At 72.7% G+C, this 24,498-nt stretch carries 23 protein-coding genes and 1 pseudogene; 12 read left to right on the top strand and 12 right to left on the bottom strand.

All coding sequences use genetic code 11. The features are described 5' to 3' along the window. Positions 1 to 6: 6 nt before the first annotated feature. A complete protein-coding gene (locus tag DA06_RS06260) occupies positions 7 to 765 on the top strand; it encodes an RNase H family protein (protein ID WP_052436428.1) in 759 nt (252 codons plus the stop codon). 151 nt (positions 766 to 916) lie between these two features. Here DA06_RS06260 and frdD read toward each other — a convergent pair whose 3' ends face one another. The 6 genes from frdD to DA06_RS06290 form a co-directional block, all read right to left on the bottom strand. Further along, entirely contained in the window at positions 917 to 1,276 is a 360-nt protein-coding gene (gene frdD / locus DA06_RS06265; protein WP_043498333.1) for a fumarate reductase subunit FrdD, read from the bottom strand. Next, positions 1,276 to 1,767 (bottom strand): hypothetical protein, encoded by a 492-nt coding sequence (locus DA06_RS06270; protein ID WP_043498335.1) that lies wholly within the window; start codon positions 1,765 to 1,767, stop codon positions 1,276 to 1,278. Before DA06_RS06270 ends, frdD begins: the two co-directional genes overlap by 1 nt. Then, entirely contained in the window at positions 1,764 to 2,654 is an 891-nt protein-coding gene (locus DA06_RS06275) for a succinate dehydrogenase/fumarate reductase iron-sulfur subunit (protein ID WP_418607163.1), read from the bottom strand. The genes DA06_RS06270 and DA06_RS06275 overlap by 4 nt, the downstream gene beginning before the upstream one ends. Next, complete coding sequence (frdA, locus tag DA06_RS06280) at positions 2,651 to 4,441, bottom strand: fumarate reductase (quinol) flavoprotein subunit (protein ID WP_043498338.1); 1,791 nt, start codon at positions 4,439 to 4,441, stop codon at positions 2,651 to 2,653. Before frdA ends, DA06_RS06275 begins: the two co-directional genes overlap by 4 nt. Then, positions 4,441 to 5,895 (bottom strand): class II fumarate hydratase, encoded by a 1,455-nt coding sequence (locus tag DA06_RS06285; protein WP_043498340.1) that lies wholly within the window; start codon positions 5,893 to 5,895, stop codon positions 4,441 to 4,443. Before DA06_RS06285 ends, frdA begins: the two co-directional genes overlap by 1 nt. A 68-nt stretch (positions 5,896 to 5,963) precedes the next feature. Beyond that, complete coding sequence (locus tag DA06_RS06290; RefSeq protein WP_043498342.1) at positions 5,964 to 7,361, bottom strand: anion permease; 1,398 nt, start codon at positions 7,359 to 7,361, stop codon at positions 5,964 to 5,966. A gap of 343 nt (positions 7,362 to 7,704) precedes the next feature. On the opposite strand from DA06_RS06290, the gene DA06_RS06295 reads away from it, so the two are divergent. From DA06_RS06295 to DA06_RS06310, 4 genes are all read left to right on the top strand, one after another. Next, positions 7,705 to 9,366 (top strand): sensor histidine kinase, encoded by a 1,662-nt coding sequence (locus tag DA06_RS06295; RefSeq protein ID WP_052436429.1) that lies wholly within the window; start codon positions 7,705 to 7,707, stop codon positions 9,364 to 9,366. Further along, entirely contained in the window at positions 9,363 to 10,037 is a 675-nt protein-coding gene (locus tag DA06_RS06300; RefSeq protein WP_043498344.1) for a response regulator, read from the top strand. Before DA06_RS06295 ends, DA06_RS06300 begins: the two co-directional genes overlap by 4 nt. A gap of 81 nt (positions 10,038 to 10,118) precedes the next feature. Then, a complete protein-coding gene (locus DA06_RS06305; RefSeq protein WP_043498345.1) occupies positions 10,119 to 11,504 on the top strand; it encodes an NAD(P)-binding protein in 1,386 nt (461 codons plus the stop codon). 110 nt (positions 11,505 to 11,614) lie between these two features. Then, positions 11,615 to 12,259 carry a hypothetical protein gene (locus DA06_RS06310; RefSeq protein ID WP_043498347.1) on the top strand — a complete coding sequence of 215 codons (645 nt, stop codon included), beginning with the start codon at positions 11,615 to 11,617 and terminating at the stop codon, positions 12,257 to 12,259. 60 nt (positions 12,260 to 12,319) lie between these two features. Here the strand turns inward: DA06_RS06310 and DA06_RS06315 are convergent, their stop codons facing one another. Next, positions 12,320 to 12,655 carry a hypothetical protein gene (locus DA06_RS06315; protein WP_052436430.1) on the bottom strand — a complete coding sequence of 112 codons (336 nt, stop codon included), beginning with the start codon at positions 12,653 to 12,655 and terminating at the stop codon, positions 12,320 to 12,322. Positions 12,656 to 12,854: 199 nt separating this feature from the next. Between DA06_RS06315 and DA06_RS06320 the strand changes: the two genes are divergently transcribed. Continuing rightward, positions 12,855 to 14,324 (top strand): NAD-dependent succinate-semialdehyde dehydrogenase, encoded by a 1,470-nt coding sequence (locus DA06_RS06320; RefSeq protein ID WP_043498349.1) that lies wholly within the window; start codon positions 12,855 to 12,857, stop codon positions 14,322 to 14,324. Positions 14,325 to 14,430: 106 nt separating this feature from the next. Here the strand turns inward: DA06_RS06320 and DA06_RS06325 are convergent, their stop codons facing one another. After that, a complete protein-coding gene (locus DA06_RS06325) occupies positions 14,431 to 15,306 on the bottom strand; it encodes an NAD(P)H-binding protein (RefSeq protein ID WP_043498350.1) in 876 nt (291 codons plus the stop codon). Positions 15,307 to 15,920: 614 nt separating this feature from the next. On the opposite strand from DA06_RS06325, the gene DA06_RS06330 reads away from it, so the two are divergent. The 3 genes and pseudogenes from DA06_RS06330 to DA06_RS06340 form a co-directional block, all read left to right on the top strand. Continuing rightward, entirely contained in the window at positions 15,921 to 18,263 is a 2,343-nt protein-coding gene (locus DA06_RS06330; RefSeq protein ID WP_043498353.1) for a hypothetical protein, read from the top strand. A gap of 350 nt (positions 18,264 to 18,613) precedes the next feature. Further along, entirely contained in the window at positions 18,614 to 19,240 is a 627-nt protein-coding gene (locus DA06_RS06335) for a cyclase family protein (protein ID WP_418607880.1), read from the top strand. 56 nt (positions 19,241 to 19,296) lie between these two features. Beyond that, positions 19,297 to 19,497 (top strand): annotated as a pseudogene (locus DA06_RS06340) (thiamine pyrophosphate-binding protein); the annotation flags it as partial. Here DA06_RS06340 and DA06_RS06345 read toward each other — a convergent pair. Further along, entirely contained in the window at positions 19,410 to 19,694 is a 285-nt protein-coding gene (locus tag DA06_RS06345; RefSeq protein WP_418607166.1) for a hypothetical protein, read from the bottom strand. The pseudogene DA06_RS06340 and the gene DA06_RS06345 overlap by 88 nt on opposite strands. A gap of 196 nt (positions 19,695 to 19,890) precedes the next feature. Then, positions 19,891 to 20,661 (bottom strand): DUF554 domain-containing protein, encoded by a 771-nt coding sequence (locus DA06_RS06350; RefSeq protein ID WP_418607168.1) that lies wholly within the window; start codon positions 20,659 to 20,661, stop codon positions 19,891 to 19,893. A 282-nt stretch (positions 20,662 to 20,943) separates the two neighbouring features. Between DA06_RS06350 and DA06_RS06355 the strand changes: the two genes are divergently transcribed. Next, positions 20,944 to 21,219 (top strand): hypothetical protein, encoded by a 276-nt coding sequence (locus DA06_RS06355; protein ID WP_043498366.1) that lies wholly within the window; start codon positions 20,944 to 20,946, stop codon positions 21,217 to 21,219. Positions 21,220 to 21,301: 82 nt separating this feature from the next. Here the strand turns inward: DA06_RS06355 and DA06_RS06360 are convergent, their stop codons facing one another. Beyond that, positions 21,302 to 22,108 (bottom strand): DsbA family protein, encoded by an 807-nt coding sequence (locus tag DA06_RS06360; RefSeq protein WP_043498369.1) that lies wholly within the window; start codon positions 22,106 to 22,108, stop codon positions 21,302 to 21,304. A gap of 61 nt (positions 22,109 to 22,169) precedes the next feature. On the opposite strand from DA06_RS06360, the gene DA06_RS06365 reads away from it, so the two are divergent. Then, a complete protein-coding gene (locus DA06_RS06365; RefSeq protein WP_418607171.1) occupies positions 22,170 to 22,796 on the top strand; it encodes an SRPBCC family protein in 627 nt (208 codons plus the stop codon). 142 nt (positions 22,797 to 22,938) lie between these two features. After that, positions 22,939 to 23,373 (top strand): ATP-binding protein, encoded by a 435-nt coding sequence (locus tag DA06_RS06370; RefSeq protein ID WP_052436433.1) that lies wholly within the window; start codon positions 22,939 to 22,941, stop codon positions 23,371 to 23,373. Between the two features lie 75 nt (positions 23,374 to 23,448). Here DA06_RS06370 and DA06_RS06375 read toward each other — a convergent pair whose 3' ends face one another. Then, positions 23,449 to 24,120 carry a TetR/AcrR family transcriptional regulator gene (locus DA06_RS06375; protein ID WP_418607173.1) on the bottom strand — a complete coding sequence of 224 codons (672 nt, stop codon included), beginning with the start codon at positions 24,118 to 24,120 and terminating at the stop codon, positions 23,449 to 23,451. Positions 24,121 to 24,498: the final 378 nt, after the last annotated feature.

Genomic DNA, 24,498 nt, shown 5'->3' on the forward strand with positions numbered 1-24,498 from the left:
CGAGTCATGGAGACGTGGGCCAACCAGGACGAGCTCGGCAGGCAGCTCGGTATCGACGCTCAGTCGGTCGGTGACCTGCTCGTTGCGGCAGGCCTGAAGGTGGGGCGCCAGGCGACGGACGACGCGCTGGACCGGGGGCTCGCGGAGCCGGACGTCTCGCCGCTCGGCCGGCCGTTCGTGCGGTGGCGGGCGGAGGAGGTCCTGCCGCTCCTCGAGCCCCTGGCGGAGCAGCTGAAGGCGTCGCCCGCCAGGCGCGAGCCCGAGTCGGCGCCGCGCCGGCGGCCGGCCTCGAAGCAGGCTGCCCCGAAGCCGTCCGTCCAGGTGCCCGGCACGACGTTCGACGTGGTCGTCGCCCTGCACGCCTACGCGGCTCCCAGTCCCGGTCCGACCGGATGGGCCTATGTGAACCAGGAGACCCGGGAGACGACGTCGGGCGGCCTGCCGGACGCGACGGACAGGGAGGGGGAGCTGGTCGCCGCGCTGCACCTGCTGGACCACCTCGCCCCCGACGCCCACCTGCTCGTGCGCTCCTCCTCCGAGCCCCTCGTGAAGACCGCGACGGTGTGGGCGCCCACGTGGCGCCGCAACGGCTGGAAGAAGCGCGACGGGCAGGAGCCGCCGCACGTGGACCTCGTCAAGGAGCTCTTCGCCAAGATCGAGGCCCGGAAGGGCCGGACGAGGTTCGGCCTCGGCGCCTCCGACGACGAGCTGATCCTGGCGGCGGCCCAGGCGGCCGTCGTGGCGGCACGCGAGACGCCCCTCTGACGTCACCGCCAGGCCGGTGCCGCCGCGGACCAGCCCCGGTGCACCGCGCCGCCGGGCCGGCTCTGTCGCACCGAGAGAGTGGGCGTCGTCGAGGACGAACCGCCGGGCTCGGCGCGCGAGGCGCCGAGCCCGGCGGGCCGCCGTCGTGTTATCAGGCCGCGAGGCAGAGTGCGAACCCGATCGCGGGCGTCAGGAGCGCAACACCGTAGATCGCTGCGCGGACGACCTCCGGCGGGTGCAGGCCGAGATCGTGCAGAGCGTGGTATGTCCGGTGGCAGCAGTGCCACAGCACCAGGCCGAGCGCGACGCACACGCCGAGCGCGACGAGGGGGTGCGTGAGGAAAGCGTGCGCCTGCTCGTAGGTGCCGTCGGCTCCGCCGAACGCGCCGAAGGGCACCAGGAGAGTGAACACCAGGACCAGCACGGGCATGGTGAACACGGCGAGCATGCCGCCGCCACCGAACAGGGCCCACATGAGCGGCTCGTTCGTCCGCCCCTCCCACTGACGCATCACAGACCTCCGAGCCACAGGACGACGACGAGCGCGAACAGCGCCAGGAGCACGTAGTGCTGGAAGACCACCCACCGGTCGGCGACGTAGCGACGTCCTCGGCGCACCCGGATGATCTTCGGGGTGGCCTGGAACCACGTGGTGGCGTGCACGACCGCCATCGCCAGGCCCACCACGGCGAGCGCGAGGTTGACCGGGTTCGTCTGGAGTTCGACCCACCATGCCCACGCGTCCGGCCCGCGGTGCAGTGCCACCAGGCCGACCATCAGGTCGAGGACGAGAAAACCGACGACGACGCTGGAGAACTCCCGAAGCGCGTAGGCGCGGTACTCCCGGTTCGCGAGGAACCACGTGCGGGGCACGGGCTTGCGGTACGGCCGGCGGGCGGTCCGAGGCCGGGTGCTTCCGGGCCCCGGGCGGACCCGATCGTCGACGTCGGCCGGACCGATCGGGCGGACGTCCTCCGTGAGCTGCGTCGTCGGCGCGTTCATCGCTGCCCCCCGTGGCGCGGAAGGACGAACTCGGCGGCCCAGGACGCGGCGGTCGCGGCCTTGGCCTGCTGGATGGCGGCGGCAGGGTCGACGCCCTTCGGGCACGCCGTGGAGCATGCGCCGACGAAGGTGCACGACCACAGGCCGTCCTCCCGGTCGATCAGCGGCAGCCGCTCGGCTGAGCCGTGGTCCCGGGAGTCGCGGTTGTAACGGACCGCGGCGGTGACGGCGGCCGGCCCCAGGAAGTCCGCGGCGATGGAGACCTGCGGGCACGCCGCGTAACAGAGCATGCAGTTGATGCACATCGCGTAGTCGTGGTACGCGAGCATCTGCTCGGGTGTCTGGGTGTTGGCAGGCCCTTCGACCGGGTGGTCGGGATCCTCCACCAGCCAGGGCCTGACCGAAGAGAGCGCCGACATGAACGGCTCGAGATCCACCACGAGGTCACGCTCGACCGCCATGTTCTCGAGCGGTTCCACGCGCAGCGGCCCCGGGGCGTAGTCGCGCACGAACTGCTCGCAGCCGAGCTTCGGCACGCCGTTCAGCATGAACCCGCAGGAGCCGCAGATAGCCATGCGGCACGACCAGCGGAACGCCAGCGTCGGGTCCCGGTGGTCCTTGATCCACGTCAGCGCGTCGAGCACGGACGTGTCCTGCCCCCACGGCACCTCGTACTCCATGAGGTGCGGAGCGTCGTCGACATCCGGCCGGTAGCGCTGCACCTGGATGCGGATCGTGCCGATGACCGCGGACGCCGCGGTGTCCGGGCTCTGCCCGGTGGACGAGCAGCCGCACCCTGCGCAGCCGCCGCCGCAGCCTCCCTCGGGTGCGGCCGTGTCGGCCGGGTCGTCCCCGTCGCGTCGGGCGTGGTTCTGCGGTGCGCTCATCGGGCGCTCCTTCCGGTGCTGGCGACCGCCGCCTCCTTGCCGGCGTCGCCGTAGGCGCGCGTCGCTGGCGGGGAGGTCGTGATCGTGACGGGTGTGTAAGCGATGCGGGGCGTGCCGCCGGTCGTGCGCCACGCCTGGGTGTGCGTGAGGAACCGCTCGTCGTCGCGCTCCGTGAAGCCGTCCAGGCGTTGGTGCGACCCGCGGGACTCCTGCCGGCCCAGGGCCGAGTGGACCATGACCTCGGCGACGTCGAGCATCGCGCCGAGCTCGACGGCACCGGCCCAGTCGGTGTTGTAGACGGGGCAGGTGTCGACGACCTGGACGTCCGCGTACCGCTCGCGCAGCTCCGAGATCTTCGCGGCCGTGGCAAGCATGCCCTCGCGGGTCCGGAAGATGCCGACGCCCTCGTCCATCGCGCGTCCGAGCTCGGCGCGGATGTCGGCCGGCCGCTCCGTGCCGCGTCCCATGAGTGAGAGGTGGCGGTGCGCGGCGTCGGCCGCGACCTGCCGCACGTAGGGGTCCGGCCCGGTGGGCTCCGCCAGTGCGTGCGCCGCCGCCGCCTCACCGGCGACCCGGCCCAGCACGACCAGCTCGGCGAGCGAGTTCGACCCGAGCCGGTTGGCGCCGTGCAGGCCGGAGGACGCGCACTCGCCGACGGCGTACAGGCCGGGCAGGGCCGTCCTGGTCGACCGGTCGGTCTCGATGCCGCCCATCGTGTAGTGCGCCGTCGGGCGCACCGGGATCGGCGTGGTCGCGGGATCGATCCCGATGTACTGCCCGGCGAGCTCGCAGATCAGCGGCAACCGCTCGTGCAGGTAGGCCGCACCGAGGTGTCGCAGGTCGAGGTGGACGACGTCGCCACGTGGCGTGGGGATCGTGCGCCCGGCCTGCTGCTCGTGCCAGAACGCCTGCGAGAGCCGGTCGCGGGGGCCGAGCTCCATGTACTTGTTCTTCGGCTCTCCCACCGGAGTCTCGGGGCCCAGGCCGTAGTCCTGGAGGTAGCGGCGGCCGTCCGCGTTGAGCAGCACCCCGCCCTCGCCGCGGCAGCCCTCCGTGATGAGGATGCCCGAACCCGGCAGGCCGGTCGGGTGGTACTGCACGAACTCCATGTCGCGGAGCGGCACCCCGGCCCGGTAGGCCATCGCCATGCCGTCGCCCGTGACGATCGCGCCGTTGGTGTTCTGGGCGTAGACGCGTCCCGCGCCGCCGGTCGCGATGATCACCGCGCCCGCCTCGACCAGGACCGGGTAGCCCTCCCGCTGGTCGTACGTGAGCACCCCCGCGACGCGGCCCTCGTGAACCACGAGCTCGAGAGCGAGGCACTCGTCGAGCCTGCGCACCGACGGGTGGCTCAGCGAGGTCTGGAAGAGCGTGTGAAGCAGGTGGAAGCCGGTCTTGTCGGCCGCAAACCACGTGCGCGGACGGCTCATCCCGCCGAAGCGGCGGACGTTGACCGAGCCGTCGTCCTGCCGGCTCCACGGGCACCCCCACCGCTCGAGCTGGTACATCTCCTCGGCGGCGTGCTCGACGAAGTACTCGACGACGTCCTGGTCGCACAGCCAGTCCCCGCCCGAGACGGTGTCGGCGAAATGCTGCTCGAGGGAGTCGTCCTGCCCGACCACGCCCGCCGCTCCGCCCTCGGCGGCGACCGTGTGGGACCGCATCGGGTAGACCTTGGAGATGACCGTGATGTCGAGCTCGGGGTGGGTGGTCGCAGCGGCGATCGCGGCCCGCAGGCCCGCCCCGCCGCCTCCGATCACCGCGACGTCGGTGCGTACGGTGTGCATCAGCGCTCTCCCGCCGTCGGGGCGACCGTCATGGCGAGCACGTCGAGAGCGTCGTCGAGCTGCCCGGGGTTGATGGCGCCGGACTCGACGTGGCCGAGCGCGACGACGGCCTCGCGGATCGTCAGGTCGTGCGCCATGGCGTGCTTGACGACGGCGGCAGCGGCCTCGTAGCCGATGAGCCGGTTGAGCGGGGTCACCACCGACGGCGAGGACTCGGCGAGCTGGCGGCAGCGGTCGCGATGGGCCACGACGCCGGACACGCACCTGTCGGCCAGGTGCCGCGACGCGTTCGCCAGCAGGGTGACAGACTCGAGGAGGTTGCGGGCCATCACCGGCAGCATCACGTTCAGCTCGAACGCACCGGACGCCCCCGCGAACGCGACCGTCGCGTCGTTGCCGATGACCTGCGCCGCCACCATCAGCACGGCCTCCGGGATCACGGGGTTGACCTTCCCGGGCATGATCGAGGAACCCGGCTGCAGGTCCGGCAGGGCGATCTCCCCGAGGCCCGTGCGGGGACCGGAGCCCATCCAGCGCAGGTCGTTGCAGATCTTCACCAGCGACACCGCGACGGTCCGCAGCGCGCCCGAGGTCTCGACGAGCCCGTCCTGCGCGCCCTGCGCCTCGAAGTGGTTGCGGGCCTCGGTGACCGGGAGCCCGGTGTGGTCGGCGACCAGGGCGATGACACGCTGCGGGAACCCGGCCGGTGTGTTGATCCCGGTGCCCACCGCGGTGCCGCCGAGGGGCAGCTCGGCCAGCCGGGGCAGGGCCGCCTCGAGGCGCTCCGCGCCCCGCCGGATCTGCGCCGCGTAGCCGCCGAACTCCTGTCCCAGCGTGACGGGCGTGGCGTCCATGAGGTGCGTGCGGCCCGACTTCACGACGTCGGCGAACTCCGCGGACTTCTCCTCGAGGGCCGCCGCCAGGTGCCCGAGGGCGGGCAGCAGGTCCCCGACGACGGCCTGGGTCGCGGCGATGTGGATGGACGCCGGGAAGACGTCGTTCGACGACTGCGAGGCGTTCACGTGGTCGTTGGGGTGCACCGGCGAGCCGACGCGTTCGGAGGCGAGGGTCGCGAGCACCTCGTTCGCGTTCATGTTCGACGAGGTGCCGGAGCCGGTCTGGAACACGTCCACCGGGAAGTGCGCGTCCCAGCGACCCTCGATCACCTCGTCGGCGGCCGCGACGATGGCATCGGCCACGTCTACGGGGACGACACCGAGCTCGGCGTTGGCCAGGGCGGACGCCCGCTTCACCTCGGCCAGTGCGGCGATGTGGTGCCGGGAGAGGCCGGTGCCCGAGATGGCGAAGTTCTGCACGGCACGCTGGGTCTGGGCCCCGTACCGGGCGTCGACGGGAACGAGGACCTCGCCCATCGTGTCGTGCTCGACGCGGTATCCGGCGGGGACGTCGGTGAGCTGCTCGACGGCGGTCGTGGGGCTCTCTGTGGTGGTCATGGGTGCTTCCTTTCGATCCGGGGGAGCTCTGCGGGGGGAACGGGGGGCGGGTGCGTCGGCGGGGCGGTTCACCACATGCCGATGACCTTCAGCCAGGCCCCGCCGACGCCCATCCAGATGGCGATGTTCACGAGTGAGACGACGAAGCCGGTGCGCCACCAGGCGCCGACGGGTACGTAGCCGGCGCCGAACAGCACGGGCGCCGGGCCGGACGAGTAGTGGGTGACGGAGGCGAACAGGCTCGAGATGAAACCGAGGACCAGCGCGGCGAGCAGCGGCGGGGCTCCCGCCATGAGCGCCGTCGCCAGGAAGGCGGCGTACATGGCGGAGATGTGAGCCGTGTTGGATGCGAACAGGTAGTGGCTGAAGAAGTAGACGAGCGTCAGCAGGACGAACGCGGACTGCCAGCCCATCCCGGAGACGATCGTCGACATCTCGCCGCTCAGCCAGGGGATGAGGCCGAGGGCGTTGAGCTGTGTCGCCATCATCACGAGCACGGCGAACCACACGAGGGTGTCCCACGCCTGCGTCTCACGTTTGATGTCGTCCCACGTCAGGACGCCGGTGGCGAGGAGGACGACCAGGCCGACGAGAGCGGTCGTGGTGGCCGACATGTCGAGGAAGGCGTCACCGAGCGTCCAGAGCGCGAGCAGGCCGACGATCGTGCCGGTCATGACCTTCTCGGCGGAGGACATCGGCCCCAGGTCGGACAGCTGGGTGCGCGCCGCTGCGGCAGCCTCGGGGGTACGCCTCAGCTCGGGCGGGTAGATGAACCGCACGACGAGCGGGACGACGGCGAGCGACACGACGCCGGGCACGATCGCGGCGAGCGCCCACGACCCCCAGCTCAGGTCGACGCCCTGGTCGCCGGCGAGCTGCGCCGCGAGCGGGTTGCCAGCCATCGCCGTGAGGAACATCGCCGATGTGACGGCGTTGACGTGGAACGCGCTGCTGGTGAGGAAAGCGCCGACGCGGCGTGCGCTCGGGCCCGGCTCGCTGCCGTAGGAAGCAGAGACCGACCGGACGATCGGCTGGATGATGCCGCCCGCCCGGGCGGTGTTCGACGGCGTCGCGGGCGCCAGCACCAGGTCGGTCGCGGCAAGTCCGTAAGCCAGCCCGAGCGGGCTCCGCCCGAGGCGGGAGACGAAGAACAGCGCCAGGCGATTGCCGAGGCCGGTCTTGATGACGCCGCGCGAGATGAAGAACGCGACCACGATGAGCCAGATCGTCGTGTTCGAGAACCCGGACAGTGCGTCCTCGGGCTCGAGGACCCCCGTGACGAGGACCGCGACGAGGCCGACGACGGTGACCGCCCCCATGGGCAGCGGCTTGGCGATGACACCGACGATGGTCGCCGCGAAGATGGCGAAGAGGTGCCACGCGGCGGCGTCGACGCCGGACGGCGCGGGCACGAACCACAGGGCGGTGCCCACCAGGACGGGGACGAGGAGGCGGAGCGGGCGCACCGGCGTGAGCCGGCTGGCGGGCGCGGGCGCAGGTGTGGGTGCCGCGGGCCTGTCCGGTGCGTCGGGCGGTGCTGGCGCGGCAGAGGCGGCGGGAGCGCTTTGGGGGGCCATCCGAATGCCCTTTCGACGACGGCGGCCGCGCGTCGCGGCCGGATGGGTACGGGGTGGTTCGTCGCAAGTCTTCGGGCGGCTACCGCCTCGACGCGGGGACCATCGACCTGACGGAGTCCTGCGGGCGGTTGTCTTCATTCTGTTCACGGGCGGAGCGGCCCAGGGCCTGCGGAATCCGTGCCGGTTCTGTCCATACTGGTCGCATGCAGGCTGACCGTCGTCCCGTCTCGTCATGAGGCGCGGGTCCTCCCCGTGGGTGCACCGGGACCGCTCGTCGCTGGCGACCCGCATCCTGGTGCTCCAGGTTCTGAGCGTGCTGCTGGTCGTCCTCGGCGGCTGGGGGTTCGCCGCCCGCGAGGCAGCGGAGTCCGCACGCACGGAGGCTGTGGCGCGTGCCCGCGCGACCGTCCTGACGATGGCGCTCGACCCGTCGCTCGTGGAGGCCGTCGAGGGCCCGGACCCCGCGGCGGCGCTCGCCGAGCCGGTCGAGAAGCTGCGCGCGACCAACGACGTCGACTTCCTCGTCGTGATGAGCCCGGAGGGCGTCCGTTACACCCACCCGGACCCCGCCCAGGTCGGCCGGCTGTTCCGGGGCACGATCGACGGCGCCCGGGCGGGACGTACGACCACTGAGGACTACACCGGTACCCTCGGGCGCTCGGTCCGTGTCGTCACACCGGTGCATGGCGCCGACGGCACCGTCGTGGCTCTCGTCTCCGCCGGGGTCCAGCTCGACGCGATCAGCGACCGGGTGCACGAGTCCCTGCTCGAGCTGGCGCTGCTCGCCGCCGGGGCCCTGGCGCTCGGGACGGTTTCCGCCTGGCTCATCGCCCGGCACGTGCGCCGCCAGACCTACGGGCTCGGGCACCTCGGTCTCGCACGGCTGCAGTCGTACCACGACGCCCTCCTGCACTCGGTACGGGCCGGTCTCGTCCTGGTCTCCGGCGACCGCAGGGTCGTGCTGTGCAACGACGAGGCACGGCGTCTCCTCGGAATCCCCGACGTCGGGCCCGGTGACCCCGTCTGCGACCTGCCGCTGGACCCCGCGCTCGGCGAGCTGCTCGGATCCGGACGGGAGTGCGACGGCGAGCTTCACGCCGCCGGCGGGCACACCCTGGTTGTCACCCAGGTCCCTGCCCGGACCGGGGGCGTGGATCTCGGCTGGGTCACCACCCTGCGGGACCGCACCGACCTGGTGCGGATCACCGGTGAGCTCGACTCGCTGCGCGGTTTCAGCGAGTCGCTGCGAGCAAGGTCGCACGAGGCTGACAACCGCCTGCACACCGTCGTGGCGCTCGTCGAGCTGGGCGAGTACGACCAGGCGGTCGCCTTTGCGACCGCCGCGCTGGGGAACGCGCAGGAGCTCGTCGACTCCGTCACCGGCGCGGTCACCGAGCCGCCTCTGGCCGCGCTCCTGCTCGGCAAGGCGGCGGCAGGTGAGGAACGGGGCGTCACGCTGCGGCTCGAGACGGGCTCCCTGCTCCCGTCGACCGGGATCGACCCGATCGACCTGGTCGTCGTGCTCGGGAACCTGCTCGACAACGCGATCGACGCCGCGGGCGACGGGGAGCCGCCGCGCTGGGTCCGCGTCCGCAGCACCGTGGCCGACGACGAGCTGGTGCTGGAGGTAGCGGACTCCGGGCCGGGAATGTCGCCCGAGGTGGCCCGCCAGGCGTTCGTGCGCGGCTGGACCACCAAGGAACCGTGCCCGGACGACGACCGCCCGCAGGGGCGTGGGCTCGGGCTGGCGCTGGTGGCCTCGGCCGTACGGCGTCTCGGCGGCAGTGTGGTTGTGGAGCGCGACGTCGGGGCGCGCTTTGTCGTGCGTTTGCCGCTCCCGGCCGGTGCGGCGGCCGGTGCACCCGCCGGAGCCGGGGAGAAGGGGGAGCCATGATCCAGGTCCTCGTGGTGGATGACCAGCCGGTCGTCGCCCGCGCACACCGTACGTTCGTCGACCGCGTGCCGGGTTTCCGGACGGTCGCGGTGGCCGGCGACGGTGACGCGGCGCTCGCGCGGGTCGCCCGCGGCGGCGTCGACCTCGTGCTGCTCGACCTGGCGATGCCCGGGATGCACGGCCTCGACGTGTGCCGGGCGCTGCGGGACCTGCCCGGCGCTCCCGACGTCCTCGTCGTCACCGCGGCGCGCGACCTCGCGTCGGTGCGGACCGCCGTGCGGCACGGCGTCGTGCACTACCTCGTCAAGCCATTCACGTTCGCGGCGTTGCGGGCACGGCTCGAGGCCTACGCCGCTTACCGGGCGGCGGCGTCCGGGCAGGGGTCCGTCATGGACCAGGGCGAGATCGACGCGGCGCTCGCGGCGCTGCGCACACCCGTCGAGGGCGACCTGGCGAAGGGCATGTCACGCGAGACGCTGGACCTCGTCCGGTCGACCCTGCGCGGCGCCGTGCAAGGCCTCACCGCGAACGAGACCGCCGCCGCGACGGGGCTCTCCCGCGTCACTGCGCGGCGCTACCTCGAGCATCTTGTCTCGAGCGGGGCGTACGAGCGTGAACCGGTCTACTGCGGCCGTTCTGGCCGCCCGGAGCTCCGCTACCGCCCTCGGTGACCCGCCGCGCGCCGGCCCGTCACGCAGCCCGACCACGAGGGGTCCGTTGACCTCCGGAACCGGCGGGACGAGCATGGGCCCGTGGTCGAGAGCCTCGGGGCCGACTACCTCGTCGTCGGCGCGGGGGCGGCGGGGATGGCGTTCACGGACGCGCTGACCGAGCACGCGGACGTCACCGTGCTGATCGTCGACCGTCGTCACGCGCCCGGCGGGCACTGGCTCGACGCGTACCCGTTCGTGCGTCTGCACCAGGCGTCGTCGTTCTACGGCGTCGCCTCGACCCTGCTCGGCGACGGCCGCCTCCAGCCGGCCGGTCCCGAGGCGGGGATGCACGAGCGGGCGACGGCGCCGGAGATCTGCGCCTACTACACCCGGGTGATGCAGCGGATGCTCAGGACGGGGAAGGTGACCTACTACCCGGGCTGCGACTACCTCGGCGACGGCCGGTTCGTCTCCCGCCTGTCCGGCAGGCGCTACGAGGTGCGCGGACGGCCGCGTGTGGTCGACGCCCGCTACCTCTCCCCGGGGATACCGGCGACGACGCCTCCGCCGTTCGACGTGGCGGCCGGTGCGCGGGTCGTCCCGGTGAACGAGCTCGCCCGACTCGACCGGGCGCCGTCGCAGTACGTCGTCGTCGGCGCCGGCAAGACCGCCGCGGACGCCTGCGTCTGGCTCCTCGGCAACGGCGTCGACCCCGACGACATCTGCTGGGTCCGTCCGCGCGAGCCCTGGATGCTCGACCGCGCCGCCGTGCAGCCGGACCCGGCGGTGTTCCTCGGCACGGCGGCGGACATCGTCCAGGCGGCGGAGGTGGCCACATCGGCCGACGACCTGTTCCTCCGGATGGAGGAGGCGGGGGTGATGCTGCGGATAGACCGGTCCGTGACCCCCACGATGGCGAAGATCCCGACGCTCGGCCGTTGGGAGCTGGACCTGCTGCGCACGATCGGCGACGTCGTCAGGCTCGGCCACCTCAGACGCGTGGAGCGCGGGCGGCTGGTCCTCGACCACGGCGACGTCACGATCGCGCCGGACGCCGTGGTCGTGCACTGCGCCGCCTCGGGGCTGCGCTACCGCCCGCTGGTGCCGGTCTGGCGCCCTGACGTGATCACCGTCCAGCCGATCCGGCTCGGCTTCGCGTGCTTCGGCGCCGCGCTGGCCGGGTACGTGGAGGCGACGCTCGACGACGACGGCCTCAAGAACCGGCTCTGCCCACCCTCGCCGTTCTCCGACACCCCGGCCGACTGGGCGCTCCAGCAGGTCCTCGGCGCCCGGGCGTCCTTCGGGTCGGACGCCCGCGTCCGGGCATGGTCGGACACCGTGTCGCTCAATCCGGCACGCGTCCCGCCCGAGCTGGCAGGCTCGGCAGCGGTGCGTGCCGCGAGAGAGCGGTTCCGGCAGCACGTCGGGCGGGGGATGGCCAGGATGGCCGAGCTGGCCGCGACGACCGCCCCGCACGCGGCCTGACCCGCGGCGCTGCACCGCGCCCGCGACGAGACGGGTCTGAAGTCCTTCACGCCGGCGTCCGGTACGGGTGATGATGTCGTATCCGTCCGCTCCCCGTAGGCCAGGCTTCCATGAACAAGCTCGACACGACCCAGCCAGCCCTCATCACCGACCGCCGGCACGTCCCGGCGGTCGGGGGTGCCACGCTCGCCGCCGTCCTCGCCGTCAGCGCGCTGACCCTGATGGTGGAGGGGCTCCACCCGTTGTTCAAGGTCGCCGCCGCGGCGGCCATCGTCGGCCAGCAGGTCTACGACTTCTGGGAGGCGGGCCGGCACGTGCGCGCCCGACGCCTGGCGGCCCAGCCCGCGGCCGCGGCACGTCTCCAGCGGTACGGCGCCGGCGACTTCCAGGGCGTCACCACCCCCGCGGTCCTCGCGGGGGTGGCGCTGGTGGGTGTCGTGGCGAAGGTCGTCGCCGACGGTTCGCTGGTGGTCGACCCGATGTCGTGGGGGGTGCCCGGCGTCGTGCTGGTGCTCCTCGCCACCGTCGACATCGTCGTCTCCCTGGTCCGGGACCCGGTCAACAGCGCCCGTGCCGCCATGCGCCAGGACCCGGCGCCGGTGGAGCAGGCCGGCCCGTCCGTCACCGTCGCGCCGGCGCCGCCCGCGGCCTCGAGGATGGTGAAGGCACCGAAGTACGGTCTGATCCTCGAACCTGGCGAGCAGGTCGCCGGGAACGAAAAGTCGACCGAGGACGCGGCGAGCGCCACCCGCTGACCGGTGCTGAGGTTCACGTGGGTGCGTCTCGGCACTCCCGGCGAACCGATCCTCGGACCGTCACCGCAACGTGGAGCGTGCCTTCCTCAACGCCTTCCCGCCCTTCTTCGTCACCTTCCCGCTTCTGCGCCGCACCTGCTCGCGCCCGCCCTGGACGGTCTTGCGGAGTGCCTTCGCCCGGCGCCTCGCCGCCCTGCCGGCCTCCTGGCCAGGGTGCCGTGCCGCCCTCGGCAGGGTGAGCCGCGCGGACACCCAGAGAAGCCGCCGGGCGAGCATGAGGACCGCGATGCCGACGGGGAGCAGGACGATGGTCGCGCACAGGAGCACGCCGACCAGGCCGAGGAGCGCGGCCACGGTCCACACCAGACCGCCGGCCAGCCAACGCAGGGGCTTCATTGTCGTCTCCCTCCCGGAAGCGCCGGCGCCCCGGGGCCCGGAGCCGCTCGTCCTCTCCGCCTCTCTGCGGACAGGCCTCTCACGGTAGCGCCTCCGGCCGCGGGTGCGGCGGTGCCCGACCTCGGCACCACGTGGTGAAAGCACGTGCCTGACGTTGGATCATGGGTGCCTCGGCATCCCCGACGGCGACAGGAGATCCATGAGCCACGATCACGAGGCCCAGCTGCTGGCGAGCGTGCCCGACCGCCTGTACATCGGCGGGCGGTGGCGCGAGGCCGAGGGCGGGCGGACGCTGGACGTCTACGACCCCGCGACGGGGGACCCGGTCAGGACGATCGCCGACGCCTCGCCCGCCGACGGTCTGGCGGCGCTGGAGGCCGCCTCCGAGGCCTTCCCCGCCTGGGCGGCGACGCCGGCGCGCGAGCGGGCCGAGATCCTGCGCCGGGCGTTCGACCTCCTCCAGGAGCGGAAGGAGGAGTTCGCCCTGCTCATGACGATCGAGATGGGCAAGCCCCTCGCCGAGGCCCGCGGCGAGGTCGCCTACGGCGGCGAGTTCGTCCGCTGGTTCAGCGAGGAGGCCGCGCGCGTGCAGGGCCGGTACGGGCCCAGCCCTGAGGGCACCGGCCGCATGGTCGTCTCCCAGCACCCCGTGGGGCCGTGCTTCCTCATCACGCCGTGGAACTTCCCCCTGGCGATGGCGACCCGCAAGATCGCTCCGGCGCTGGCCGCCGGCTGCACGGTCGTCGTCAAGCCGGCCGAGCTGACGCCCCTGACGACCCTGTACTTCGTCAAGCTCCTCGAGGACGCCGGCGTCCCTGCCGGCGTCGTCAACGTCATCACCACCTCGACCTCGGGGAAGGTGTCCGAGCCGATCATCCGCGACCCGCGGCTGCGCAAGCTCTCCTTCACCGGTTCGACCCCGGTGGGCCGGCGCCTCCTCGAGCAGGCCGCGCAGGGCGTGCTGCGCACGTCCATGGAGCTCGGCGGCAACGCCCCGTTCGTCGTCTTCGACGACGCCGACCTCGACAAGGCGGTCGACGGCGCGATCGCGGCGAAGTTCCGGAACATCGGGCAGGCCTGCACCGCTGCGAACCGGTTCGTCGTCCATCGCGACGTCGCCGAGGAGTTCGCCCGCCGCGTCACCGAGCGCGTCCGGGGCTTCACCGTCGGCCGCGGCACGGAGGAGGGCGTGACGATCGGGCCGCTCATCAACACCGACGCGGTCGAGAAGGCCTCCGCCCTCGTGGGCGACGCCGTCCGGCGCGGCGCGACCGTGCGCACGGGCGGCAGCCCGATCGACGGCCCCGGGACGTTCTACGAGGCCACGGTGCTCTCCGACGTGCGCCCGGGCAGCGACATCCTGCGCGAGGAGATCTTCGGGCCCGTGCTCGCGATCGTGACGTTCGACACCGAGGACGAGGCGGTGCGCATCGCCAACGACACCGAGTACGGGCTCGTCTCCTACGTCTACACGGAGAACCTCGCCCGCGGGCAGCGGATGATCGAGCGTCTCGAGACGGGGATGATGGGCCTCAACGTCGGCGTGGTCTCCAACGCCGCGGCCCCGTTCGGCGGTTGGAAGATGTCCGGCCTCGGCCGCGAGGGCGGTGCCGAGGGCATCCACGAGTACCTCCAGACGAAGTACACCCTGACGCCCAGCCCGTTCTGACAGGGGCGCGGACGCGGAGAGGCGGGTCGTGGAGAGATCCACGACCCGCCCGTCGTTCGCCGACCCGCGGCCGGAGAGCCGGGGGCCGGGAGCGACTGCACCCGGGTCAGACCGTCTGGCGCGACGACTCCCGGGCGGTGCGCACGGCGTCGAGGAGGCCGGTCACCGGGCGGCCCAGCAGGCGCTCGAGGTCGTCCTCGTCGGTGTCCAGGTCGCCGTCGGCGATGTTCGCGTCCACGGCGGCGAGGAAGCCCGCGGTGCCCTCGTCGAGCCCGGCGCCGGTGAGGGCGGTCACCAGCTCCTCGGCGGCGAGAGTCCGCGCCACGACGGTGGTGCCCGTGACCTCGGTGACGGCGTCGGCAAGCTGGCCCATGGTGAAGGCCGGGCCGCCGAGCTCGTAGACCAGGTCCGCTCCGGCGTCGTCCGTCAGGGCGACGGCGGCGGCCTCGGCGAGGTCGGTGCGGGTGGCGGCGGCGATGCGGCCCTCCCCGGCGGCGTGCAGGACGACTCCCTGGGCGAGGTAGCTCGCCAGCTGGCCCGTGTAGTTCTCGGTGTACCAGCCGTTGCGGAGCATGGTGTACGGAAGACCGGAGGCGCGGATGGCCTCCTCGGTGGCCTTGTGCTCGGGCGCGATGACGAGCGCCGTCGTGGTCGCACGCAGCACGGACGTGTACAGGATGCGGCCCACACCGGCTCGCCGCGCCGCCTCCACCACGTTGGTGTGCTGGGCGACCCGCCTGCCCACCTCCGAGCCCGACACGAGAAGCAGCCTGTCGACGCCGGCGAGCGCCGCGTCGAGCGTCTCGGGGCGGTCGTAGTCGCCCTCGCGCACCTGGACGCCCCGCTCGGCCAGGCCGGCGATCTTCTCAGGGGTGCGAGCGATCGCGACGACGGCGCCAGGGGCGACGCCCCGGACGAGCAGCTGGTCGATCACGAGTCGGCCGAGCTGGCCGCTGGCTCCGGTGACGGCGTAGGTGGTCATGACGATCCTTCCGGGGAGACGGTCACCGGGCACAACGGGACGGCGGTCACCGCAATTCCCGGGGCGTCGTGGGATCGTTCACACCTCACGTGGCGGCGGAGCTACGGGGTTCGGAAACCCCATGTGCGGTCTGCGCAACTGTGCGTGATGCGCCACCTTCACCTCACCCTCCGAAAATTCATCCGGCCCTCATCCGTCCATTTCCGGTACAGGACGGGCTCGGAGACGATGTGCTACGCCCTGCGGAACGGCGCCTGGACGGCGGCCGCCGCCGGGACCCGACAGGGTTGCCGAAGGCTCGAGGCGGATCCGGGGGCTCAGGTACATGGTTGTGCTGCTGACTGATTTCTGCGGTCGAAACCCCGAGCTCCTGCAGCCGACGAGCGCCTCCCGGCGTTCCGGGCGACAGAGCCCCGCAGCCATGACGTCTCGTGGGGCCGCCTAGCCGGTACGCGACACCAGCGGGCTCGGGGGCGACTCGCCGCGACACCCCCGTCCTTCCCAGCACGCATCGACGGCCGAGCCCTCATGGGCGTCGTACCGCACCGATGCCGCGGCAGGTCAGTTCCCGGAAGTCCGGGACCCGCGCATGACGCTTTCGACGAGGAGTTGCGTTGAACCCCGAGAACGTGAAGAAGTCCGCCCGCCGTCGGGTCACCGGGTCGCTGCTGGTGCCCGGGCTGGCGCTCGGCCTGCTCAGCTTCGCCCTGCCCTCCCAGGCGGTGGCTGCCTCGCCCGCCGGAACCCCCGGGATCTGCAACGGAGTGGTGAACCAGCTGGCGCACCGCGGATCCGTGCAGGGCAACCTGCTCAGGGCCGCCGCGAGGCAGAACGCCGAGCTGGTCGCGCAACTTCAGGCCCAGAAGGCCAGCCTGCAGACCAGGGCCGACGGGCTGTCGTCCGAGCTCGCGGACCTCGACAAGAAGATCGCCGAGCTGGAGGAAGAGGAGAAGTCGTTCGACGACCAATTCGAGGCGGCTACGAACGGGCTCGCGAATCTCCGGGACCAGCAGGCTCAGGTTGAGGGTGATATCGCCGCCGCCGAGGCGGACCTCACTGACCTTGAGCGTCGGCGTCAGGAGGTTCAGGATGAGCTCGCCCCAATGCAGGACGAGGTGAAAGCCGCTCAGACCGCCCTGGAGGGTATGAAGGACGAGCAGTCCGATCTGGACGCGGAGATTACGGCCGCGACCGCTGCGCTGGCGACGGCGCGCGACGAGCTCGTCGGGCTCCGGGACGCGGCGGCAGCTGCAGCCGACGAGGTCACCGCCAGGCAAACCGCGGTCGCCGATGCCCAGTTGGCGCTGAAGACGGCCGAGGACGACGAGACCGCGGCCCGAGCCGCTGTGGAGTTTACCCGCGCGGCGATCGCCACCGCCGAGGGCGAGCTGACGCAGCTCAACGCCGACGGTCAGGCCGCCGAGACCGCACTGGCCGCCAAGCAGGCAGAGATAGCCGACGCGAAGGAGGAGCTCACCCGTCGGCAGGAGGCTGCGGACACGGCGTCCGAGGCGCTCGCGGCGAAGCAGGATGAGCTGAACGCCGCAGAGGCTGAGCTGATGTCCCGGCAGGAGGCCGCCTCCGCGGCTTCCGCCGCCCTCACGGCCAAGGAGGACCAGATCGCCGAGGCCGAGGCTGCGCTCACCGAACTGCAGCAGGAAGCCGCGGCAGCCGCTGCTGCCGTCGTCGCCAGGCAGGGCGAGCTCGACGCGGTCGAGAAGCAGATCGTCGGCCTCGAGAGCTCACTGGCCGAGTTCGAGGCGCAGGAGTCCCGCATGCAGGCCCAGCTCACCACGGCGCAGAGCGAGCTCTCCGTGCTCCAGGGCCGAAAGACAACGCTCGAGATGGAGATAGCAGATCTCACTGCCAGGATCGATGCGATCAACGGCAACTCGCGGCTCAAGCGAGAGTTGCAGGATGAGCGAGCCGCGAAGCAAGCCGTGCTCGCCGGTGTGGACGCGCAGATCGATGACAAGACTGCACAGATCTCCGCGCTGAGCGGTGACCTCGCGGCTCTGCAGATCCAGATCGGCCAGATCAACGGTCAGCTCGCCGGCAAGCAGGCTCAGAGCAGTGAGCTCCAGAAGGCACTGCAGGCTGCTCAGGACGCCGCCGAGGTGGCGAACAAGGCGGTCGCCGACAAGACGGCAGAGCTGGCTGGACTCCAGGAACAGCTTCCCGGCCTGCGCACGGCGGTCGAGGAGGCTGGGGCTGCGGTCCAGGCGCAGGTCGAGACGATCGCGTCCGTCGAAGCACAGCTGCCCACGCTCCAGGCTGCCGTCGGCAGCACCACTGCCGCCCTGCGCGCACAGGAGGACGAGATCGCCGCCCTCGAGGCGGAGGAGGCGACTCTCCTGGAGGACCTCGACGACAACCGGGCCGCGGTCGCGGCCAAGGAGGCTGACCTGGCCAACCTGAACGCCACCCTCGCGGACCAGCAGGCGGCTCTCGACACGGCTCAGCGGACAGTCGGGGAGCGGCAGATCCAGCTTTCCGACGCCGAGGGAGAGCTGGACGAGGCGCGGTCAGCGCTCGAGGCGGCGGAGACTGCTGTCGCGAGCAAGCAGACTGAGTTCGCAGGCCTTGCGATGACCGTCGACGGCCTCCAGGAGCAGATGGGGCAGCTCAACAGTCAGATCACTGCGAGGGAGCAGGAGATCCTCGACCTCCAGAAACGCGTCGCTCCACTGCTGAAGCAGCTCGATGACCTGGACAACCAGGTTTCTGCGAAGGAGGCGATGCTCGCGGATCTCCAGAAGCAGCTCGACGACCTGGACGGACAGGTCACTGCAGCCCAGAAGACTCTGCGTGATCTTGAGCTTGCCAAGAAGGCCAACAAGGATGCGATCGGTGCCCAGAAGGCGATCGTTGCCGGCCTGCAAGCCCGACTCGGTGATGTGCGGACTCAGATTGCGGAGATCGACGGCCAGATCGCTCTCGGTGGCTGCATCGGCTGACATCGCCGCCGGCAACGCCGCCTGTGTCGAGCGCCGCCGTCTCGCGGTGTGTGGCGTCGAGGTGCAGGACGGCGCACCAGGAGCCCCGACCGAATCGATCGGTCGGGGCTCCGCCGTTCCCGAGACTGCCGGCCCCGGGTCGCCGCCGTTCCGCTATGTTCCCGATCACACTTTCGCGCACGCCACGCCGCCCCCTGGAGCCCACATGCCCGTCCTGACCGACCTCGTCGCCGCCCTGACCTCGGGCGCCGTCCGCGTCGTCGACCTCACCGCCCCGCTGTGCCACGACACCCCCGATCCTCGAGCTGCCCGAGCAGTTCGGGCAGACGGCCCGGTTCCAGCTCGAGGAGATCTCCCGCTACGACGACCGGGGCCCGGCCTGGTACTGGAACAACTTCCGCACCGGCGAGCACACCGGCACCCACTTCGACGCGCCCAGCCACTGGGCCACCGGCGCGGAGCGGGAGAACGTCGACGAGGTCGCGACGACGGCGCTGCTCGCCCCCGCCGTCGTCCTCGACGTCACCGACCGCGTGGCCGAGAACCCGAACTTCCTCATCGAGGTCAGCGACATCGAGGGGTTCGTCGCCGAGCACGGGGAGCTGCCCGCCGGCGGGTGGCTGCTGTGCCGGACCGGCTGGTCCGCGCGGGTGACCCAGGAGGACATGATCAACAACACCGAGTCCGGGCCCGCGAGCCCCGGGCTGTCGGCGGAGGCCGCGCGCTGGGTGGCCGAGGAGTCGCCGTTGCAGGGCATCGGCGTCGAGACCGTCGGCACGGACGCCGGCGCCGCCCACTCCTTCGAGCCCGCCTTCCCGTGCCACTCGTACCTCCTCGGCAACGGCAAGTTCGGTCTCGCGCAGCTGCAGAACCTCGACCAGCTCCCGCCCACGGGCGCCGTCATCCTCGCCGCTCCGCTGAAGATCGTGGGCGGCTCCGGCTCGCCGGCACGCGTGCTCGCCCTCGTCGAGGACTGACCGTGCGGGTCAGCCAGGCGGTCGGTGCCGCGCTCGTCGAGGCCGGCGTGGACCACGTGTTCGGCGTCGTCGGCTCCGGCAACTTCCACGTCACCAACGCCATGGTCGCCGCGGGCGCCCGGTTCGTCGCCGCCCGCCACGAGGGCGGAGCGGCCACCATGGCCGACGCCTACGCCCGCACCTCCGGGGGGCCCGCGGCGCTGAGCGTGCACCAGGGCTGCGGTCTGACGAACGCCATGACGGGCATCGCCGAGGCCGCGAAGAGCCGGACCCCGCTGATCGTGCTGGCCCCCGAGGCGACCTCGCCGAGCTCCAACTTCGCCGTCGACCAGGAGGCCCTCGCCCGGGCGGTCGGCGCCGTCCCCGTGCGCGTCACCTCCGCCGCGGCCGCCGTCGAGGAGACCGTCGCGGCCGTCGCCACGGCGGTCCAGCAGCGCCGGACGGTGGTCCTCAACCTTCCGCTCGACGTCCAGGACCAGGAGACGACGGCGCCCGCTCCGGTCCGTCTTCCGGAGCCCCCCGATCCCCGGTCGCCCGACGCGGACGCCGTGGCCCGGTTCGCCGATCTTCTGCGATCCGCCCGCCGGCCGGTCTTCGTCGCCGGCCGGGGCGCCCGGTCCGGTGCCCCGGCCGAGCTGCCGACCGCGGCGTCAGCGCAGCAGCACGACCACCTGCGTGAGCAGCGGCGCGACGACGAGCGCCGGGAGCATGTCCGCCACCGGGACCTCGCGGATCCGCAGCAGACGCAGCCCGATGCCGACGAGCATGAGGCCGCCGGTCGCGGTCAGCGCAGCCACGTGCGCGTCGGGCACCACCGAGCCCAGCAGGAACCCGACCAGCGTCAGCGCCCCCTGCACCACCCCCACCGACACCGCGGAGAACAGCACGCCCACCCCGAACGTCGAGGCGAAGGCGAGGGCGGCGAACCCGTCGAGCACCGCCTTGAGCGTGAGCTGGTCGATGCCCCGGCCCAGTCCGTCGGAGAGGCTGCCGAGCACCGCGAGCGGCCCGACGCAGAAGAGCAGGGTGGCGGTGAGCCAGCCGTCGGCGAACCTCTGGCGCGCGGCGTACGTCTCGAGCCGCGCCGTGCCGGGGCGGCTCGACCAGGCGTGGACACGGCCGGCGAGGGAGCCGAGGCGGTCGGAGATGCGCAGGCCGGAGCCGACGATGCCGCCGATCAGCAGCGCGCCGAGCACGATCAGCACCGGCGCGCCGACTCCGACGGCGTCGGCCAGGACCGGATCCGCCACAGCCATGGCCGACTGTGCGGCGAGCAGCAGCGTGACCAGCCCCAGGAAGTCGGTGACGACGTCCCGGACCCGCTCCGGCAGCCGGTGCCCCGCCGCCAGGCCGAGCAGCGAGCCGACGACGATGGCCGCCACGTTGATCACCGTGCCGAGCCCCGGCAGTGTGCCCTCCACGCATCCTCCACTTCTGCCGACGACTCTTCTGCCGACGGTGAGTTCCCGGCCATGGTGCATCGCGTGGCCGGCGCCGGGGGCGGCGTCCGCACAGCGGCGCACCGCGACGCGCGCGGCAGGTGGTGGCCCGGGGCCAGGCAAGGCCGCACGTGCCGGGGGAGCGTGCGGCAGGAGAGCGGGGCCGGGACTTGCATGTCGGTCGTCGCCCGAATCCATGGTCTCGTCCGCGGATGCCTGAGATGATCGCTGCCCCTGGACGATGCCGGGCTGGAGGGGGGCGACGTGACGAACCAGGACTACGAGCCGGACGTGTACGCGGACGACGAGGTCGTGCTTGACGACGACCTGTTCGCCGACGACGACGAGGAGGAGTCGGACGACGACGAGAGCGACGACGTCGTCCGGGCGAGATGGGTGATGGACGGGGCGCGCACTCTCTCCCAGGCGGCGCGCAAGCTCGAGGCGTTCGCGCAGGAGCTGCGCGAGCTCGAGGAGTCGGGCTGGCAGCTCACCGGCCCGGTGGAGAACGACCACGGGATCATCCGGCAGGTGGACTGACCGAGGGCGCGGCCCCCGTGAGGGGGGCCGCGCCCGCGGACCGGGAAGCGTGGCGCCGTCGGAAGCCGAACGCCGGCGTCGGTCAGCCGACGGCGGAGACGAGCGCGCCCGGCTCCTGCCACTCCTGGAACGGCTCGCCGTCGACCAGCACGGTCGGCGTCCCGGTGAAGCCGTCGCGGCCGAACTGGGCGGTGTTGGCCTCGACCCACTCGGTGTAGGCGCCCTCGGCGAACCGGTCGACGACGGCCTGCGGCACGCCGGCCTCCAGCGCGGCCGTCGCGATGTCGGCGTCGGTGGGTTCGCCGGTGCCGTCGCCGCCCTCGACCGCCCCGCTCGCGACGGCGTCGTCCCACAGCGCGTACATGGCCTCGTGGAAGTCGAGGAACGCCTCGGGGGCGCCGTCGGCGACCGTCACGGCGGCCTGGGCGGCACGCCCCGAGAAGGCGGAGAAGTCGCCCGAGCGGTCCAGGATGGACACCGGGTGCAGCGCGAGGGTCACGTCCCCGGCCTCGGCCGCCTCGTTGAGGTCCTCACCGTTGATCTTCTCGAACTCGCCGCAGTAGCTGCAGGTGTAGTCGAAGTAGACGTCGACCACCGGCGCGCCGGCGTTGGTCGCGCCGGCCACCAGGCCGGAGCCGAGCGTCACCGCCCCCTCCTCGGTCGTGTGCGCGGGGGTGGCGGCGACGTCGTCCAGCAGGCTCCTGCTGCCCAGGGAGATGATCGCGGCCACCGCCACGGCGACCAGGACGATGAACGCGACGACGGCGGTGACGATTAGGCGGCGGCTGCGCCGTGCCCTGCGTTCCTGCTCGGCGCGCAGCTCGCGGGCCCGTTCCCGGGCAGCGTCGCGCTGCTCGGCCTTCGTCGGCCGGGATGCGGTGGTGCTCATGCCTGAAACCCTTCGTCGGGCGGTTTTCGACCTACCGGACAAGGGTGTCGGACAGCGGCGGGTGAAAACCGGGACAAAGGTCACCACATCGCTCGCGTCGCCGGCTCCGGGCCGGCTCCCGGCCGGCGGCACCCGGTGCGCCGCCGACCGGCTGACGCGGCTGGCCGGGCGCGCCATCCTGGGAATGCCCGTCGCGTCACCGGAGGTGGTCATGGTTCATCGTCGTCGGTCCCCGGGGCTGCGGTCCGCCGCCGTCGTCGAGGTGGAGGTCGCGGCGCCGCCCGCGAGGGTGTGGGAGGTGCTCGCCGACGTCGCGCGCTGGCCGGGACGGACGGCGTCGGTCACGTCCCTCGAGGTGCTCGGTGCGACCACGCTCGGGCCGGGTGCGCGGGTCCGGATCCGGCAGCCGAGGCTACCGGCGATGGTGTGGCAGGTGGTGGTGTGGCGCCCGGGGGAGTCGTTTGCGTGGGTGACCACGTCACCCGGGGTGCGCACGCTCGCCACTCATGCGGTGGCCGGGGCGGGGGAGGGGCGCAGCACGCTGACGCTCGGCGTCCACCACCACGGCCCGCTCGCCCCGCTCGCGCGGCTGCTCACCGGGCGGCTGACCCGCCGCTACGTGGAGATGGAAGCTGCCGGGCACAAGACGGCCGCAGAGTCGGCCTCCGCGCGGGGCGAGCGGGGCTAGGCGGACCCGTTCCCGCCGGCGGAAGCGGGCGAGGCGCACCCGCTCCCGCCGGCCGGCCAAGGTGCCGACGGCTCGCGCCCGGTTGCCGTCCACGCCCGCTGCCCGGACCATGAAGCGTCGCCGTCGGACCCCAGGGAGAGCCGTGAACCAGCCGCTGCAGGCCGAGTCGTACCCGCCGCAGGACTACGAGGTGGCTGCGCACTGGCTCCTCGACAGGAGCGAGCACCTCTCCACGTTCCGGGCAGACCTCACCCACGCCCTGCGGGAGCGGGGTGCCGCCTACTCCGACGGGCTGAGCGGCGTCGCCGACCGGATGGTGCTCGTCGCCTCGGAGCTGGCGACGAACGCGATCGTCCACGCCCTGCCGCCCACCCGGGTGCGCCTGCTCGAGGGGGCGGAGGAGTTCGTCCTCGACGTCATCGACCACGCGCCGGAGGTGCCGCCCGAGATCTCCGAGGGCCGGGAGCTCGGTGAGGGCGGTGCCGGCCTGAAGATTGCCCAGCGGGTCGCGCTCGAGGTGGCCTGGTACGCCGACGGCTCGGCCAAGCACGTCTGGGCACGCTTCCCGCGCGAGTAACCCCCCCGCCGCCGCGCACGACCCGCCTGTCGCGACCGCCGGCTCGGCCGCGTGCCCCCCGCCCCGACACCGGTCTCAGCCGCGCGACGTCCACCGCCGCGCCACGTCCTCCGCGGCAGCCTCCCCGAGGGGCCCGGGGAGAGGCGCCTCAGAGCTCGTGGCCCGCAGTCCGTCGGTGAAGACGGCGAGGTAGCGCCTGTAGGCCCGTGGGTCCGACGCCGTGGCGTGCAAGGCGAGCTCGGTGATCATCAGGAACATCATCGTCAGGTCCTGGGGCGTGGCGTCCGGGCGCGCGGAGCCCTCGGCCTTGGCCCGCTCGAGCAGTCCCTCGACGAAGCCCGCGACCTGCTCCGCCACGTCGCCGAACTCGCCCTCCAGCAGGCCCGGCCCGAGGGCGACGTCCCGCAGCCCGAGGTTCGCGGCTAGCAGGTCCGCCACGTGCTCGACGAGCAGCATGAGCCCGTCCCAGGCCGGCTCGCTGGCCAGCGCCTCGTCGGCGACCTCCAGGAGCCGCACCACCTCGTCCTGCAGGGCGTCGCGGACCAGGGTGGCCTTGTCGGGGAAGCGCCGGTACACCGTGCCCACGCCGACCCCGGCGTGCCGGGCGATGTCGTTGAACCCCACGCCCAGCCCGTGCGCCGCGAACATCTCCCGCGCCGCGCGCACGATCCGCACGCGGTTCTCCTCGGCGTCACGGCGCAGGCGGCGCCCGGACGTGCCGTCCGCCGTGCCGCCGTCTTCGCTCATGTGACGGATCATACGGAAGCATGTGGATGCGACCTATCCACTTACGCGGGTACGGTACGTAACCGGATGAATCGCATCCGCTTGGACGACGGCGGCACCCGCCGTGCCCGGCCCCCTCCCGAGGAGACGCTCCATGGCAGAACTGCTCTACCGGCTCGGCAGGTTCGCCGCCCGCCGCGCCTGGCTCGTGATCTCGAGCTGGCTCGTGATCCTGGTCGCGGCCGGGGCGGCGTTCGCCACTCTCGGCGGCACCCTCAGCACCGCCATCACCATCCCCGGCACGCCGACGGCGGAGGTCACCGACCGTCTCCAGGCGGAGTTTCCCGACGCCGCGGGCGGCACCGGCACGGTCGTCCTCCACACCGCCGACGGCTCCGG

Origin of the sequence: Georgenia sp. SUBG003, from assembly GCF_000715355.2 — a bacterium.
GTDB lineage: Bacteria > Actinomycetota > Actinomycetes > Actinomycetales > Actinomycetaceae > Georgenia.

Coding starts and splice junctions, on each gene's coding strand:
- DA06_RS06375 (WP_418607173.1), bottom strand. CDS start 24,120: ATGAGCGAAGACGGCGGCACGGCGGACGGCACGTCCGGGCGCCGCCTG.
- DA06_RS06260 (WP_052436428.1), top strand. CDS start 7: ATGGAGACGTGGGCCAACCAGGACGAGCTCGGCAGGCAGCTCGGTATC.
- DA06_RS06275 (WP_418607163.1), bottom strand. CDS start 2,654: ATGAGCGCACCGCAGAACCACGCCCGACGCGACGGGGACGACCCGGCC.
- DA06_RS06300 (WP_043498344.1), top strand. CDS start 9,363: ATGATCCAGGTCCTCGTGGTGGATGACCAGCCGGTCGTCGCCCGCGCA.
- DA06_RS06285 (WP_043498340.1), bottom strand. CDS start 5,895: ATGACCACCACAGAGAGCCCCACGACCGCCGTCGAGCAGCTCACCGAC.
- DA06_RS06315 (WP_052436430.1), bottom strand. CDS start 12,655: ATGAAGCCCCTGCGTTGGCTGGCCGGCGGTCTGGTGTGGACCGTGGCC.
- DA06_RS06360 (WP_043498369.1), bottom strand. CDS start 22,108: ATGAGCACCACCGCATCCCGGCCGACGAAGGCCGAGCAGCGCGACGCT.
- DA06_RS06320 (WP_043498349.1), top strand. CDS start 12,855: ATGAGCCACGATCACGAGGCCCAGCTGCTGGCGAGCGTGCCCGACCGC.
- frdD (WP_043498333.1), bottom strand. CDS start 1,276: ATGCGTCAGTGGGAGGGGCGGACGAACGAGCCGCTCATGTGGGCCCTG.
- DA06_RS06295 (WP_052436429.1), top strand. CDS start 7,705: ATGAGGCGCGGGTCCTCCCCGTGGGTGCACCGGGACCGCTCGTCGCTG.
- DA06_RS06325 (WP_043498350.1), bottom strand. CDS start 15,306: ATGACCACCTACGCCGTCACCGGAGCCAGCGGCCAGCTCGGCCGACTC.
- DA06_RS06270 (WP_043498335.1), bottom strand. CDS start 1,767: ATGAACGCGCCGACGACGCAGCTCACGGAGGACGTCCGCCCGATCGGT.
- DA06_RS06310 (WP_043498347.1), top strand. CDS start 11,615: ATGAACAAGCTCGACACGACCCAGCCAGCCCTCATCACCGACCGCCGG.
- frdA (WP_043498338.1), bottom strand. CDS start 4,441: ATGCACACCGTACGCACCGACGTCGCGGTGATCGGAGGCGGCGGGGCG.